The organism is Streptomyces sp. NPDC056527, assembly GCF_042794475.1.
GTDB lineage: Bacteria > Actinomycetota > Actinomycetes > Streptomycetales > Streptomycetaceae > Streptomyces.
Genome location: NZ_JBHTTQ010000150.1, coordinates 1 through 13,475, shown reverse-complemented (window position 1 = coordinate 13,475; position 13,475 = coordinate 1). Strand labels below are relative to the sequence as shown.

Here is a 13,475-nt window from a genome sequence, read left to right as displayed (position 1 = left end):
ACTCCATATACCCCCTTCGGGGGGGGTGTTTTTTTTTTTTCACCGCCGGCGGGGGGGGCCGCCCCGGCCCGGGCCCCCCCCCTTCCGCATCTCGTGGCGGGTGTCGTGTCTCGGCCATGTCCGTGGCGTTCTGTGGACGAGGTGCTGACGCCGCATCACGGATGTGGTTAACATCACGCCCACGTCGGCAATGTTGCCGGTTCGTTAAGGGAGGTGCGGGATGCGGTCTGCCCGGGAGTCACGTAGTCGAAAAGTGGGCATCTGCGGCATTCGCACTTCTTGGAACACCGTAGGAGACGGCGAGTTCTTCTGCGAGGAGTGCGGCGGCGATCGCAACTACCGTCGCCGGACCGGCCGTCGACGCTTCGCCGTCCTGGGCGTTCCCGTGCTGCCCCGCGGCCACGCCGGACCGGTCGTCGAATGCGCCGCCTGCCACACCCACTTCGGCACCGACGTCCTCGACCACCCGACGACGAGCCGTTTCTCCGCGATGTTGCGGGACGCCGTCCACACCGTCGCCCTCGCCGTCCTCGCGGCCGGCGGGACCTCCTCCCGTACGGCCGTGGACACCGCGGTCGGCGCGGTCCGCGCCGCCGGATTCGACGAGTGCACCGCCATCCAGCTCACCGACCTCGTCGAGGCGCTCGCGGCCGACACCGGCCGCTTCCTGCCCGACGAGGGCAGCGGGGGCGCCGCCCTGGCCATCGAGCTCCACGAGGCCCTGGAGCCGCTCGCCCCGCACCTCGCTGCCTCCGGCCGCGAGTCGATCCTGCTCCAGGGCGCCCGGATCGCCCTCGCGGACGGGGCGTACAGCCCGGCGGAGCGGGACGTGCTCAACACCGTCGGCAACGCGCTGGCGCTCTGCGCCGACGACACCGCCCGGCTGCTCGCCACCGCGAGGACGCTGCTGTAGGCGGCGCTCGCAGGGCCGCGTACGGCGCTCCTCGTGGTGCTCGCGGCGGTCGCGGCGTTCACGGTGCGATGTTGTGGTTGAGGCGGAACAGATTGCCGGGGTCGTAGCGCCGCTTCACCGCCAGCAGCCGGTCGTAGTTCTGCCGGTAGTTCGCACGCACCCGGCCCTGGTCGTCGGTGTCCATGAAGTTGATGTACCCGGCCTCCTCGGTGTGCGGCCGCAGCTCCCGGTCGTACTCCCTGGTCCAGGCGATGTTCGCCTCGTTGTCGGCGGGGTCCGTGTGCGTCGTGCCGAACGCGGCCGAGAACGAGGCGTCGCGGTAGGCGAAGGCGGTGTCCCCGGGGCCGACGCGATGGCACGCGCCGTCGATCGGGAAGATGGCGGTGTCGCTCTCCATCGAGGGAAGCGTCTCCCCGTAGCGCATGTGCACATCGATGGCACCGTCGCTGAGATCGCGGCTGAAGTTCCCCTTCCAGTAGTGGTACAGCCCCGGCGGCAACTCCTCGTCGAAGAGCGTGTTGACCACCGGATACGACATCCGCTCCACGAACCTGCCGACGACGGGGCCCAGCTCGCCGAGGAGGCCGAGCACCTTCTCGTCCGCGCTCGCGGGGCCGCTGAAGCAGGTCACCAGGCCGCAGATCGGACGGCCGTGCCAGCGCTCCGGCAGGAACGGCATGTCCGGGCCGAGCATCATGACGAAGATCGTGTTGAGCTCCTCGGGCGCGTCGGTGATCATGTCGCGCCAGCGCCGGGCCACCTCCGCGTCGAGCGGGAAGCAGACCACACCGCCCAGGACGTCGGAGACCGGGTGCAGTCGGTAGACGAGCGAGGTGACCACGCCGAAGTTGCCGCCGCCGCCGCGCAGCGCCCAGAACAGGTCCGGATGGCGCTCGGCGTCGCAGGTGACGAGGTTGCCCTCGGCGGTGACGACGTCGGCCTGTACGAGGTTGTCGCAGCTCAGGCCGTAGCGGCGGGCCAGATTGCCCATCCCGCCGCCGAGGGTGAGCCCGGCGATGCCGGTGGTGGAGACGACCCCGCCGGTCGTGGCCAGGCCGAAGGCATGCGTGGCGTGGTCGAAGTCGCCCCAGGTGCAGCCGCCCTCGGCGCGGGCGGTACGGGTCACGGGGTCCACGCGGACCGAGCGCAGCCGGGACAGGTCGACGACGAGGCCGTCGTCCACGGTGCCGTACCCGGCGACGGCGTGGCTGCCACCGCGGACCGCGAGCGGCAGCCCGTTGTCGCGGGCGAACAGGACACCGGCGATCACGTCCCCGGCGTCCACGGCGCGGACCACGACGGCCGGGTGGTGGTCGTGGAGGGCGTTGTAGACACGGCGCGCCTCGTCGTACGACGGATCGCCGGGGACGACCACATCGCCACGGACGGCGCCGCGCAGGGTGTCGAGCGAAGCTTCTGTGCTGAGCGTCGTGGTGTTCATGAACCCGTTCTAGGCCGCGAGCACCCACCCGGGCATCGCCCGAACCACCCACATCGAAACACCGGCCCGGCATGGGCGGAACGGCCTATGGCGGGGGATCGGCCTCTGCGGGGGGCTTGTGTCGGGGCGGGAGACCGCCTATGCCAGGCGGTGGGAGTAGGCGTAGGCCGTGGCGGCGGTACGGGAGGTCACGCCCAGCTTGGCGAAGATGTTGTTCAGGTGCCGGGCGACCGTGTGCTCGCTGATCACCAGGGCCTGAGCGATGTCCCTGTTGGTGCCGCCCTCGGCGACCAGCCGCAGCACCTCCGCCTCCCGGCCGGTCAGACCGCCGGGCAGTGGGCGGTGCCGCCCCGACAACAGGGCCGCCGCGCGCCGGGCGTCGGGCATGGCGCCGAGCCGCTCGAACGCCGCCCGGGCGGCCGCCAGCTCCAGTCGCGCCGCCTCCTCGTCGCCCTCCGCCCGGTCGGCGGCCGCGAGCAGCATCCGTACCTGCGCGGCCTCGTACGGCACGCGCAGCGCCAGCCAGCCCGCCAGCGCGCGGCGCAGCGGCCGCAGGGCCGGCTCGTTCCGGGCCAGGGCGAGGGCGCCGGAGGCGGTGTCGGCCATGGCGCTCAGGAGCGGTGCCTCGGCGGCGAGCGCCGCCAGCTCCGCGACGGCTTCCGCGGCTGTGTCCGGGTCCCCGACGGCCAGCGCGACCTCCGTCTGCGCCGCGAGCAGCCGGGCCTTGCCGAGGAGATCGTGACTCGGGTCGCTCTGGCAGGCCAGGGCCAGCTTCAGGCCCGTCACGGCGGCGTCGGCCTTGCCCTGGGCGAGCCGCAGCAGCGCGAGACCCGGTTGTGGGATACGGCCGAGCTCATGGGCGTGCCCGTACGAGACGGCGGCGGCGTCGAGCCGCCCCTGGCGGCGCCGGATCTCGCCGGCCGCGTAGTACGCCCCGGCGGCGACGTCCAGACTGTCCACCGCCACCTCGGAACACACCCGCTCGGCCTCGGCCTCGGCGAGCGTCCAGGCACCGAGCAGATCGAGCACCTCGACGTGATGGATCCGGCACAGCCCGCGGAAGGGGTTGTCGGGGGCGGCCCCTTGGGAGCCGGCGGCCGGCTCGGGGGCACCCGCGTCCCCGCCCTCGCCCCGGCGGCCCACGTCCCCGCCCGCGTCCGGGCCCGGCGGGCGGACGTGCTGGGACCAGGGGACCTCGCACCAGACCATCGCCGCGTCCGTCCACTCCACCGCGCGGCCGAGATCCGCCGCCTCCATGCACTGCGTCAGCGCCAGACAGAAGAGCCAGCCAGTGAACATGCCGCTCAGCTCGCCCGCCGTGACCGCACACATCGCGTCGTCGAGGAGGGCCAGGCCCTCCTCCCGGCGGCCGTTCGCCAGCAGGATCGCCGCGTGGGCCTGGCGGCTCAGGGCGATCAGGTCCGGGCTGCCGGAGTCACGGGCGAGGAGCTCCATGCGCCGCGCCGCGGCGAGCGCCGCTTCCGGGTCGTGGTGCTCCTGCGCCTCCTCCGCGTCCGTCCAGGCGAGGAAGCACTGCTCGGGACAGTCCGGTACGTCCTCCAGGTGGTGCCGGGACCGGTGCAGCCAGCCCGCGGCCGCCGCGGGCCGCCCCAGGCAGCGGTACTCGAAGTGCAGCCACCACGCCACCTGCCCCGCCCCGCGGTGGTCGCCCGCCGCCACGTACCCGGCATGGGCCCGCAGCCGGGCCGCGACCGACTCGTCCACGTGCCCCGCCCACCAGGCGGCGTCGGCGAGGAGGTCCAGTTCGTCCGGGCCCAGCGCGGCGGAGGGGTGCAGGTCGGCGTCACGCAGCAGGACGTACGCCTCGGCCCACGACTCCCGGGCCGCCGCGTCCCGCGCCCGCTCGACGACGGGGGCCTCTTCGACGGGGACGGCCATCGCCGCTCACTTCCCTTCCCGGCGCTGCCGGTCCTTCCAGGGTATGAGCGTGTGGCGCGTCCGGCAGATGAGCATGCGGCGCGTACGGCCTCCCGTACTCCCGCGGGAGTAACCGGGCCCCCGTACCGCCCCGGGCAGTAGCCCTCAACTCGGCCTTCGGCGCGACGAATCCGCGTTCGGGCGGCGGGAATCTGGGATCGACCCGAACGACCGACCCAGATGAACGCACCGACCGGAGGGAGCCCCCGCCATGGAGGGCCGTAAGAGGACCATCGGCTGGGGGGTGCTGGCCCTGTGGGTGATCCTGATCGCCCTCGCCGCACCCCTCGCAGGAAAGCTCGGCGACGTACAGCGCGACCGGGCCGTCGACTACCTGCCCGCGAGCGCCGACTCGACCCAGGTCGCGAAGATCACCGAGCAGATGCCCGGCGGAGACTCCACCGACCTCGTGCTCGTCTACCACCGCGACGGAGGACTGACCGCCGCGGACAAGGCCACCGCCGCCCGGGAGGTGGCGCAGGTCGCCACCGAGCACCCGCTCACCTCACCCCCGCGGCCCGTCCCCTCCGAGGACGGCACCACCCTCTTGTACGCCGTGTCCAGCACCGAGCCCGGTACGGACGAAACGGCCAGGGACGCCTTCGTCCTCGACATCCGCGAGACGGTCAGCGGCGAGGTCGGCGGACCCGGTGCCCTCGCGACCGACGCGAGCGAGGTCTACAACTCCCTCGACGGCCCGCTGCTCTACACGACCGTCGCCGTCGTCGCCATCCTGCTGATCATCATCTACCGCAGCCCGTTCCTCTGGCTCGTCCCCCTGGTCGTCGCCGGCGTCGCCGACTACCTCTCCATGGCCGTCACCTACGTCCTCCACCAGGGCTTCGACATCAGCGTCTCCGGTCAGAGCACCGGCGTCATGACGATCCTCGTCTTCGGCGCGGGCACCGACTACGCCCTCCTCCTCGTCTCCCGCTACCGCGAGGAACTGCGCCGCACCCCGCGCCCGTACGACGCCATGGCCACCGCCCTGCGCGGCTGCGGCCCCGCCGTCCTCGCCTCCTCCGGCACCGTCGCCCTCGGGATGCTCTGCCTGCTCGCCGCCGACATGAACAGCAGCCGGGGCATGGGCCCCACGGCCGCCGTCGGGGTGCTCTGCGCCCTCGTCGCGATGATGACGCTGCTCCCCGCTCTGCTCGTCGTCCTCGGCCGGCGGGTGTTCTGGCCGCTGATCCCGGCGTACGGAAGCGAGCCGAAGGCCGCACGCCGTTCCCTCTTCGCTGTCATGGGCTCCTCTGCCGGCCGCCGTCCGCTCGCCGTCCTCGTCGCGGGCGGTGCCGCCCTGGCCGCGCTCGCGCTCGGTGTGCTGAACCTGCCCGGAGCCCTCAAGCAGGAGGACACCTTCACCTCCACGCCGGAGTCGGTCGCCGCGATGAAGACGCTCGCCGTGGCGTACCCGGAGATGGGAACCCAGCCCATCACCGTCGTCGCCCCGACCGCCTCGGTCCCCGGGGCGCTGCGGACCGCCCTCGCGACCGACGGCGTCGCGAAGGCCGAACGCGGCCGCAGCGGCAACGGCTGGACGGAGATCTCCGTCGTCGCCTCCGACCCGCCGCAGTCGGCGGCCGAGACCACGACCATCAAGGGGCTGCGGACCGCGCTCGGCGACGGCGTGTACGTCGGCGGGCCCAGCGCCGAGCAGCTCGACATGACCGAGACCAACGCAGGCGACCGGAACATCGTCGTCCCGCTCGTCATCGTCGTCGTCCTGCTCGTCCTGATCGTGCTGCTGCGCAGCCTCGTCGCACCGCTGATCCTGGTCGCCGCCGTCGTCGCGGTCTGGGGCGCGGCCCTCGGTATCGGAGGACTCGTCTTCGAGTCCCTCTTCGGCTTCGAGGGGACCGACCCGGGCCTGGCGCTGCTCTCCTTCGTCTTCCTCGTCGCCCTCGGCGTCGACTACGGCATCTTCCTGATGCACCGGATGCGCGAGGAATGCCTGAGCGGTGCGGAGCCGGGCGCCGCGGCGCTGACTGCCCTGCGCACGACCGGTGGGGTGATCGCCTCCGCGGGGCTCGTCCTCGCCGCCACCTTCGCGGTCCTTGTCAACATGCCGATGGTGCAACTGGCCGAGCTGGGCTTCGTGATCGCGGTAGGCGTCCTGCTCGACACCTTCCTGGTCCGTACGTACCTCGTCACGAGCGCGAGCGTGCTCCTCGGCCGGAAGGTGTGGTGGCCGGGACCGCTGGCCAAGAAGCCGACGTCGAGGGGTGGTTCGTCGACGGAGTCGTCAACGGGCGGTTCATCGACGGGCGGTTCGTCGACGGATGGTGCGTCGACGGGTGGTTCGTCAACGGACGGTTCAGGGTCCGAGTCGTTGCCCGTACGGGTGTGATCAGGGGCGGGTGGGGGGCTTCCCGCACTGTCAGGAGCCCCCGCCCGCAGGGAGGATGAACCTCATGGACTTCGCAGCGGCCTTGACCCGTGACCCGCAGGCGGCGCCGTACCCGGTGCGGTGCGACGCGACGGCCGCCGCGGTCTTCGCGGTGCTCGCGGTGGTCATCGCGCTCACCGTCGACGACGGCCGGCGGCCGGACCTGCTCGGCTGGGCGCTGCTGCTCGCCGCGCACATCCCGCTTGCCTGGCGGCGCACGGCGCCGATGCCGGTGCTGCTCGCCGTGGTCGCCTGCGTCGCTCCGTACCACGGGCTCGACTACATGCATCTGGCGCCGATACCGGCCTCGATGACCGCGCTGTACACGGTCGCGTCCACCGGCCGTCCGAAGCGGACCCTGATCGTGGGGCTCTCGGTCACCTCCGTCACGCTCACCATGCAGCTCTTCGTGAACCCGCACGAGATCGTGGAGTTGCTGCGGGTCTCCGGCTGGGTGATCGCGATGCTGGTCTTCGGCGCCAGCATCCGGCTCTATCGCCAGCTGGTGGCGGGCGTGGTCGAGCGGGCGGAGCGCGAGGCGGAGCGGAAGGTCGCCGAGGAGCGGCTGCGCATAGCCCGGGACCTGCACGACCTCCTCGCGCACTCGATCACCCTCATCGGCGTGCAGACGTCGGTCGCCGCACACGTCCTGGTCGCCGACCCGGACCGGCTCGACCGGGAGGCGCTCGCCCGGGCGCTCGACGGGATAGCAGAGACGTGCCGTGAGGCCCGCTCCGAGGTGCGGACCACCCTGGACGTGCTGCGGGCGGCCCCGGAGGGTCCGCTGCCGGATCTCGCCTCGCTGCCCGATCTCGTACGGTCCTCGGGCGCGGACCTGACGATACGGACGGGGGAGGCGAAGGTCCCCGCGGCGGTGGGGGCGGCGGCGTACCGGATCGTGCAGGAGTCCCTGACCAACGCCGTACGGCACGGGGGTGCGGACGCGGAGGTGCGGGTCGATGTCGGCCTGGCGGACGAGGTGTTGACGGTACGGGTGACCAACGGTGGTGCGGTGGCGGGGGGGTCGGGAGGTCTGGGCCGCTCGGCAGGTTCGGGAGCCTCGGGTCGCTCGGGCGGTTCGGGAAGTTCGGGAGGATCGGGCCGCTCGGGTGACTTCGGAGGCTTGGGTGGCTCTGGTGGCTCCGGCGGCTCCGGCGGCTCGGGGTACGGGATCCTCGGGATGCGGGAGCGGGCGAAGAGCGTGGGAGGGACACTGAGCGCGGGCCCGCGCGCGGGCGGGGGATTCGAGGTCGCGGCGGCGCTGCCGCTCGCGGCGAGGGGGTGACAGCGTGATCCGGGTGCTGCTCGCGGACGACCAGACGCTCGTCCGGGCGTCGTTCGCGATGCTCGTCGACTCGGCGTCCGACATGGAGGTCGTGGGCCAGGCGGCCAACGGCAAGGAGGCGGTGGAGCTGGCCCGTTCGGCGCGGGCGGATCTGGTGGTGATGGACGTCCGGATGCCCGAGCTCGACGGGATCGGGGCTACGCGGCTGATCGCCGCGGACGAGGACCTCGCCGGGGTGAAGGTGCTGGTCCTGACGACGTACGACACGGACGAGCACATCGTGGAGGCGCTGCGGGCGGGTGCCTCGGGCTTCGTGGTCAAGGACATCCGCCCCGCCGAGCTCCTGGCGGCGATCCGCACGGTGGCGGCGGGGGAGTCCCTGCTCTCCCCGGGCCCGACGGCCCGGCTGATAGCCAAGGTCCTCGCGACCCCGGACACGCCGGTGACGGGTGGGCCGGAAGGTCTGTCGGACCGTGAACGGCAGGTGCTCGCGCTGGTGGCGAGGGGGCTGAACAACTCCGAGATCGCGGAGGCGTTGGGGCTCTCGCCCCTCACGGCGAAGACCCATGTCAGCAGGATCATGGGCAAGCTCGGGGCGCGGGACCGGGCCCAGCTGGTCATCGCGGCGTACGAGTCGGGACTGGTCGCGCCGGGCTGCTGAAACGGGCCGGGCCCCCACCTGTGTGTGATCGGTGGGGGCCCGGGAGGCCAGGCCGTGGCGTCTGGCTTCGGGGTCAGGCTTCGGGGTCAGGCTTCGACGTCAGGCTTCGACGTCCGGCTTCGACGTCCGGCTTCGACGTCCGGCTTCGGGGTCTGGCCTCGGCGTCCGGCTTCGGCGTCAGCCCAGGTCGACGCCGCTCGCGCGGAGCATGTCCTCGCGCTCGACGATCTTCACTCGCTCGCGGCCCTGCGGCTCGCCCAGCGCCTTCTCCGCGGCGTCGAGGGCATACCAGCCCTCCCACGTCGTGTACGTGATGCCCTTGCCCTCGAGGAAGGACACGACCGCGTCCGTCTCGGGGGTCTCGGGGGTGAGCAGCCGGCCGTTGGCGAAGTCGTCGAGCAGGTTCGCGACCGTCTCGTTGGCGTCGCCCTTGGTGTGGCCGATGAGGCCGACCGGGCCGCGGCGGATCCAGCCGGTGACGTACGTGGAGGCGAGGTGCTCGCCGCCCTCCTCGATCACGCGACCGCCCTCGTCCGGGACGGTGCCGGAGGCGGTGTCCCAGGGGAGCTTGGGCAGCTCGTCGGAGAGGTAGCCCACGGCGCGGTAGACGGCCTGGACGTCCCAGTCCGTGGTCTGGCCGGTGCCCTTCACATTGCCGGTGCCGTCCAGCTCGGTGCGCTCGGTACGGAGGCCGACGACCCGGCCGTCCTCGCCGAGGATCTCGACCGGGGACTCGAAGAAGTGCAGGAAGAGCTTGTGCGGGCGCTCGCCGATGTCGCGGATCGCCCAGTTCTCCAGGGTCTTCGCGACCATGTCGGTCTGCTTGTTCTTGCGCCGATCGGCGATCGAGCCCTCGTCGTAGTCGATGTCCTCGGGGTTGACGATGACCTCGATGTTGGGGGAGTGGTCCAGCTCGCGCAGCTCCATGGGGCTGAACTTGGCCTGGGCCGGGCCGCGGCGGCCGAAGACGTGGATCTCCACGGCCTTGTTGGCCTTGAGACCGTCGTAGACGTTCGGCGGGATCTCGGTCGGCAGCAGCTCGTCCGCGGTCTTGGCGAGGATGCGGGCGATGTCGAGGGCCACATTGCCCACGCCGAGGACGGCGACCTTCTCGGCCTCCAGCTCCCAGGTGCGCGGGACGTCCGGGTGGCCGTCGTACCAGGAGGCGAAGTCGGCGGCGCCGAACGAGCCGTCCAGCTCGACACCGGGGATCCTCAGCTCGCGGTCGGCCATGGCGCCGGTCGAGAAGACCACGGCGTCGTAGAAGGCGCGCAGGTCGTCGAGGTGCACGTCGGTGCCGTAGTCGACATTGCCGAAGAGGCGGACCTGCGGCTTGTCGAGGACCTGGTGGAGCGCGGTGATGATGCCCTTGATCCGCGGGTGGTCGGGGGCGACGCCGTAGCGGATGAGGCCGAAGGGAGCCGGCATCCGCTCGAAGATGTCGATGGACACGCCCGGCTCGGCGGCGGCCTCGGACTTGAGCAGCGCGTCAGCGGCATAGATCCCGGCGGGGCCGGCGCCGACGATCGCGACCCGGAGAGGGCGGGGCATGTCAGGTTCCCTTCGCAAGCGACGTGGCGACGATAGCCGTCGCCACTTAGGTCACCCTAAATAACTCCCCGCGCGGAGTGGTACCCGCCCCCCGTCTATGGCCCCATAAGCTGAACTTATGACTTCTCAAAGGAACAGCTAGACCGCTCCCTCGGTGAGCGAGCCACCGGTGACGGCGTCGACGGTGAGGAGGACGAGCACGGCCACGCCGTTCAGCGCGCAGAAGAGGATGGTGACGGCGGCGCTCAGCGTGTGGCGGCGGTGGGTGGCCGAGACGCATGCCCCGCTGGTCACTGCCGGTGGGTGGTGGGCTGATCGGCGCGCGTGATCCTAAGTCTCCCCAACTCGCTTTGGGCGGGCCTGAAGGGGTCTGATCCGGGGAAGCTACCGCGAGTAGTGGAGAGCCAGGGACGCCGACCGTCGATCCGGCCCCGCCCCCTCGCCACCCGGTACGAGCGTGGGTGCTAACTCGTAGATCTTCGTCGCGACGGCTTCCGACTCCGCAGTCGCCTCGAAATAAGACGCATAGGGCGAGGCGTTGATGATTCGCCTACATGTCCGTTCGAAAATGCCGCCGGTTTGTAGTACCTCGTCGATTCGCCCCGACACGTCCAGCTGCGGCTTGCGGATTCCCTGTTCGAATTGACCGAAATGGCCGCGGGATGCGAACACCAGATCGCCCGGTTCCCCCTGTGTGAGGCTCTTCGCTTCCCGCTGGGCCTTCAGTTCCTGGCCGAAGAACCGCCAGGTGTCCATTCGCGGCCTCTGGCCATGGATTAACTACCAAGACCCCACGCGCCGTTGTAGGACCTGCGCATCTGCCGATTCTACGGATCCGGCACCACCCCGGATGCGGTAAGCGGGAAATTGATTCGGAAAGGGTTGCGTTGGTGAAGGAAGAACACGAGCGACCGACAACGGGGACCGTTCAAGAGGCTCAGGAGGTGGCAGGGGAATTGTGCGACGCACTCGCGAGGGTCGGAATCACGCTGCCCTCGCTCGGGCTGGATGTTCTCACCCTCGCCGCCGATGCCCCTCGGCCGCTCATCGAATTGGGACGCTGCACGGTGGAGACGGCGCGTCGGCTGGCCGTCGTACTGCCGGGGGAAGAAGGGGGCCGGTCGTGAAACTGCCCATCGGGTCGTACGTCGTCGACATCCGTACCGGGAAGGTCGGCACGGTCATGGGGCACGAGGGCCCGTACGTCCAGCTGCGGCCGCTCGGCGGCGGGCGGGAGTGGGACGCGGAGCCGGACCGGGTGCGGGCTGCGACCGCCGCCGAGCGGCTGCGCGCGGCCACGGCGCACGCGAACGCGCGCAGCCGGGGTGAGGTGCCGTGAAGAGGGTGCCGCAGGGCGGGGGCGAGGCCCCCGCCCCTCGGCGGGTGACTCGGTCCTCGTAGTGGTCGGTCGGGACGCAGCCGTCCGTCAGGGTGTCGTCTTCCGCAGTCGGTCGGCGCGGTCGGGGCCGGCGGGGCCGCCGCCGTGGTGGTGACGAGCGGTGTGAGGCGCATGAGTTCGGTGACGCCTGCGGTGACGATCAAGGACGTGGCGACTTCGGATTTGCTGCCGTGCACATGGCAAATGGTTGCCTGTCGCATAGGCGAGAATGGGCCGCATGAGTCTGTTCCGCGACGACGGCATCGTGCTGCGCACCCAGAAGCTGGGTGAAGCGGACCGCATCATCACGCTCCTCACGCGCGGTCACGGTCGTGTACGCGCCGTGGCGCGCGGGGTCCGGCGGACCAAGTCGAAGTTCGGGGCCAGGCTCGAACCGTTCTCCCACGTCGACGTGCAGTTCTTCGCTCGCGGGAGTGACCTCGTCGGGCGCGGGCTTCCGCTCTGTACGCAGAGCGAGACCATCGCCGCGTACGGCGGTGGGATCGTCACCGACTACGCCCGTTACACCGCCGGGACGGCGATGCTGGAGACGGCGGAGCGGTTCACGGACAACGAGGGCGAGCCGGCCGTGCAGCAGTACCTGCTGCTCGTCGGTGGTCTGCGGACGCTCGCCCGGGGCGAGCACGCGCCGCATCTCATCCTCGACGCCTTCCTCCTGCGCTCCCTCGCCGTCAACGGCTATGCGCCGAGCTTCGAGGATTGCGCGAAATGCGGACTTCACGGTCCGAACCGGTTCTTTTCGGTCGCGGCGGGCGGGGTCATATGCGGCGACTGCCGGGTGCCGGGCAGCGTCGTACCCTCTCCGGAGGCCATCGGCCTGCTCAGCGCGCTGCTCACCGGCGACTGGGCGACGGCGGACGCGTGCGAGCCGCGTCACGTCAGGGAGGGGAGCGGGCTGGTGTCCGCCTACCTCCACTGGCACCTGGAGCGCGGCCTGCGCTCCCTGCGGTATGTAGAGAAGAGCTAGGAGATCCATCGCCATGGCCATCGCACGACGCGGAATCCTCGGACGGCAGCGCCGGGAGTACAAGGTCCCCGAGCCGCACCCCTCCGGTGCCCGTCCGCCGAAGCTCCCCGCCGAGCTGGTGCCGAACCACGTGGCCTGCGTGATGGACGGCAACGGCCGCTGGGCCCAGGAGCGCGGCCTGCCGCGCACCGAGGGGCACAAGGTCGGCGAGGGCGTGGTCCTCGACGTGCTCAAGGGCTGCCTGGAGATGGGCGTCAAGAACCTCTCCCTCTACGCCTTCTCCACCGAGAACTGGAAGCGCTCCCCCGAGGAGGTCCGCTTCCTCATGAACTTCAACCGGGACGTCATCCGGCGCCGGCGTGACGAGATGAACGAGCTGGGGATCCGTATCCGATGGGTCGGCCGGATGCCGAAGATGTGGAAGTCGGTCGTCCAGGAGCTCCAGATCGCCCAGGAGCAGACCGTCGACAACGACGCGATGACGCTGTACTTCTGTGTGAACTACGGCGGCCGCGCCGAGGTCGCCGACGCCGCGAAGAAGATCGCGGAGGACGTGGCGGCGGGGAGGCTCGACCCGTCGAAGGTCAACGAGAAGACCTTCCAGAAGTACCTCTACTACCCGGACATGCCGGACGTGGACCTGTTCCTGCGTCCCAGTGGTGAGCAGCGCACCTCGAACTACCTGATCTGGCAGAGCAGCTACGCCGAGATGATCTTCCAGGACGTGCTGTGGCCGGACTTCGACCGCCGTGACCTGTGGCGCGCCTGCGTCGAGTACGCCTCCCGCGACCGCCGCTTCGGTGGCGTGGACCCGGCGGACATGGCCGTGCTCGACAAGGCCTGAGGGACGGACGGGGCCCGGGCCGTACGGACGACAGGTCCGTACGGGCCGGGCCGTCGCTCTCTGCAACGCGCAGGTGCCGGCGTACGA

At 71.3% G+C, this 13,475-nt stretch carries 13 protein-coding genes; 8 read left to right on the top strand and 5 right to left on the bottom strand.

Annotated features, from left to right (window positions below):
* The first annotated feature begins 220 nt into the window (after window positions 1–220).
* Window positions 221–913, top strand: a complete 693-nt coding sequence (locus tag ACFQ7Q_RS35555) for a TerB family tellurite resistance protein (protein ID WP_329120750.1) — start codon at window positions 221–223, stop codon at window positions 911–913.
* 58 nt (window positions 914–971) lie between these two features.
* Here the strand turns inward: ACFQ7Q_RS35555 and ACFQ7Q_RS35550 are convergent, their stop codons facing one another.
* Both ACFQ7Q_RS35550 and ACFQ7Q_RS35545 read right to left on the bottom strand, forming a co-directional pair.
* On the bottom strand, window positions 972–2,354 hold the full coding sequence (locus ACFQ7Q_RS35550; RefSeq protein ID WP_383562545.1) for an FAD-binding oxidoreductase: 1,383 nt from the start codon (window positions 2,352–2,354) through the stop codon (window positions 972–974).
* A 138-nt stretch (window positions 2,355–2,492) separates the two neighbouring features.
* Entirely contained in the window at window positions 2,493–4,253 is a 1,761-nt protein-coding gene (locus tag ACFQ7Q_RS35545; protein ID WP_383562542.1) for a LuxR C-terminal-related transcriptional regulator, read from the bottom strand.
* A gap of 250 nt (window positions 4,254–4,503) precedes the next feature.
* On the opposite strand from ACFQ7Q_RS35545, the gene ACFQ7Q_RS35540 reads away from it, so the two are divergent.
* From ACFQ7Q_RS35540 to ACFQ7Q_RS35530, 3 genes are all read left to right on the top strand, one after another.
* The gene (locus ACFQ7Q_RS35540) at window positions 4,504–6,642 is read left to right on the top strand and encodes an MMPL family transporter (protein ID WP_383562539.1); all 2,139 of its coding nucleotides are present in this window, start codon (window positions 4,504–4,506) and stop codon (window positions 6,640–6,642) included.
* 64 nt (window positions 6,643–6,706) lie between these two features.
* A complete protein-coding gene (locus ACFQ7Q_RS35535; protein WP_383562537.1) occupies window positions 6,707–7,966 on the top strand; it encodes a sensor histidine kinase in 1,260 nt (419 codons plus the stop codon).
* 4 nt (window positions 7,967–7,970) lie between these two features.
* A complete protein-coding gene (locus ACFQ7Q_RS35530; RefSeq protein ID WP_383562535.1) occupies window positions 7,971–8,627 on the top strand; it encodes a response regulator in 657 nt (218 codons plus the stop codon).
* Window positions 8,628–8,804: 177 nt separating this feature from the next.
* Here ACFQ7Q_RS35530 and ACFQ7Q_RS35525 read toward each other — a convergent pair whose 3' ends face one another.
* The 3 genes from ACFQ7Q_RS35525 to ACFQ7Q_RS35515 all read right to left on the bottom strand — a co-directional run bounded on the left by ACFQ7Q_RS35525 (window position 8,805) and on the right by ACFQ7Q_RS35515 (window position 10,934).
* Window positions 8,805–10,178, bottom strand: coding sequence for an FAD-dependent oxidoreductase (locus tag ACFQ7Q_RS35525; RefSeq protein WP_383562533.1), 1,374 nt, complete (start codon window positions 10,176–10,178; stop codon window positions 8,805–8,807).
* 138 nt (window positions 10,179–10,316) lie between these two features.
* A complete protein-coding gene (locus ACFQ7Q_RS35520; protein ID WP_383562531.1) occupies window positions 10,317–10,472 on the bottom strand; it encodes a hypothetical protein in 156 nt (51 codons plus the stop codon).
* Between the two features lie 90 nt (window positions 10,473–10,562).
* Window positions 10,563–10,934 (bottom strand): helix-turn-helix domain-containing protein, encoded by a 372-nt coding sequence (locus tag ACFQ7Q_RS35515; RefSeq protein ID WP_383562529.1) that lies wholly within the window; start codon window positions 10,932–10,934, stop codon window positions 10,563–10,565.
* A 188-nt stretch (window positions 10,935–11,122) separates the two neighbouring features.
* Between ACFQ7Q_RS35515 and ACFQ7Q_RS35510 the strand changes: the two genes are divergently transcribed.
* The 4 genes from ACFQ7Q_RS35510 to ACFQ7Q_RS35495 all read left to right on the top strand — a co-directional run bounded on the left by ACFQ7Q_RS35510 (window position 11,123) and on the right by ACFQ7Q_RS35495 (window position 13,388).
* Window positions 11,123–11,305, top strand: coding sequence for a hypothetical protein (locus ACFQ7Q_RS35510; RefSeq protein ID WP_383562551.1), 183 nt, complete (start codon window positions 11,123–11,125; stop codon window positions 11,303–11,305).
* Window positions 11,302–11,517, top strand: a complete 216-nt coding sequence (locus ACFQ7Q_RS35505; RefSeq protein ID WP_383562527.1) for a hypothetical protein — start codon at window positions 11,302–11,304, stop codon at window positions 11,515–11,517. Before ACFQ7Q_RS35510 ends, ACFQ7Q_RS35505 begins: the two co-directional genes overlap by 4 nt.
* A 277-nt stretch (window positions 11,518–11,794) precedes the next feature.
* Complete coding sequence (recO, locus tag ACFQ7Q_RS35500) at window positions 11,795–12,544, top strand: DNA repair protein RecO (RefSeq protein ID WP_352187931.1); 750 nt, start codon at window positions 11,795–11,797, stop codon at window positions 12,542–12,544.
* Between the two features lie 19 nt (window positions 12,545–12,563).
* Complete coding sequence (locus ACFQ7Q_RS35495; protein WP_383562548.1) at window positions 12,564–13,388, top strand: isoprenyl transferase; 825 nt, start codon at window positions 12,564–12,566, stop codon at window positions 13,386–13,388.
* The last annotated feature ends 87 nt before the right edge of the window (window positions 13,389–13,475 follow it).

Bases quoted from the DNA above. Each gene is read 5' to 3' on its own strand.
- ACFQ7Q_RS35555 (WP_329120750.1), top strand. From the start codon at position 221: ATGCGGTCTGCCCGGGAGTCACGTAGTCGAAAAGTGGGCATCTGCGGC.
- ACFQ7Q_RS35550 (WP_383562545.1), bottom strand. From the start codon at position 2,354: ATGAACACCACGACGCTCAGCACAGAAGCTTCGCTCGACACCCTGCGC.
- ACFQ7Q_RS35545 (WP_383562542.1), bottom strand. From the start codon at position 4,253: ATGGCCGTCCCCGTCGAAGAGGCCCCCGTCGTCGAGCGGGCGCGGGAC.
- ACFQ7Q_RS35540 (WP_383562539.1), top strand. From the start codon at position 4,504: ATGGAGGGCCGTAAGAGGACCATCGGCTGGGGGGTGCTGGCCCTGTGG.
- ACFQ7Q_RS35535 (WP_383562537.1), top strand. From the start codon at position 6,707: ATGGACTTCGCAGCGGCCTTGACCCGTGACCCGCAGGCGGCGCCGTAC.
- ACFQ7Q_RS35525 (WP_383562533.1), bottom strand. From the start codon at position 10,178: ATGCCCCGCCCTCTCCGGGTCGCGATCGTCGGCGCCGGCCCCGCCGGG.
- ACFQ7Q_RS35515 (WP_383562529.1), bottom strand. From the start codon at position 10,934: ATGGACACCTGGCGGTTCTTCGGCCAGGAACTGAAGGCCCAGCGGGAA.
- recO (WP_352187931.1), top strand. From the start codon at position 11,795: ATGAGTCTGTTCCGCGACGACGGCATCGTGCTGCGCACCCAGAAGCTG.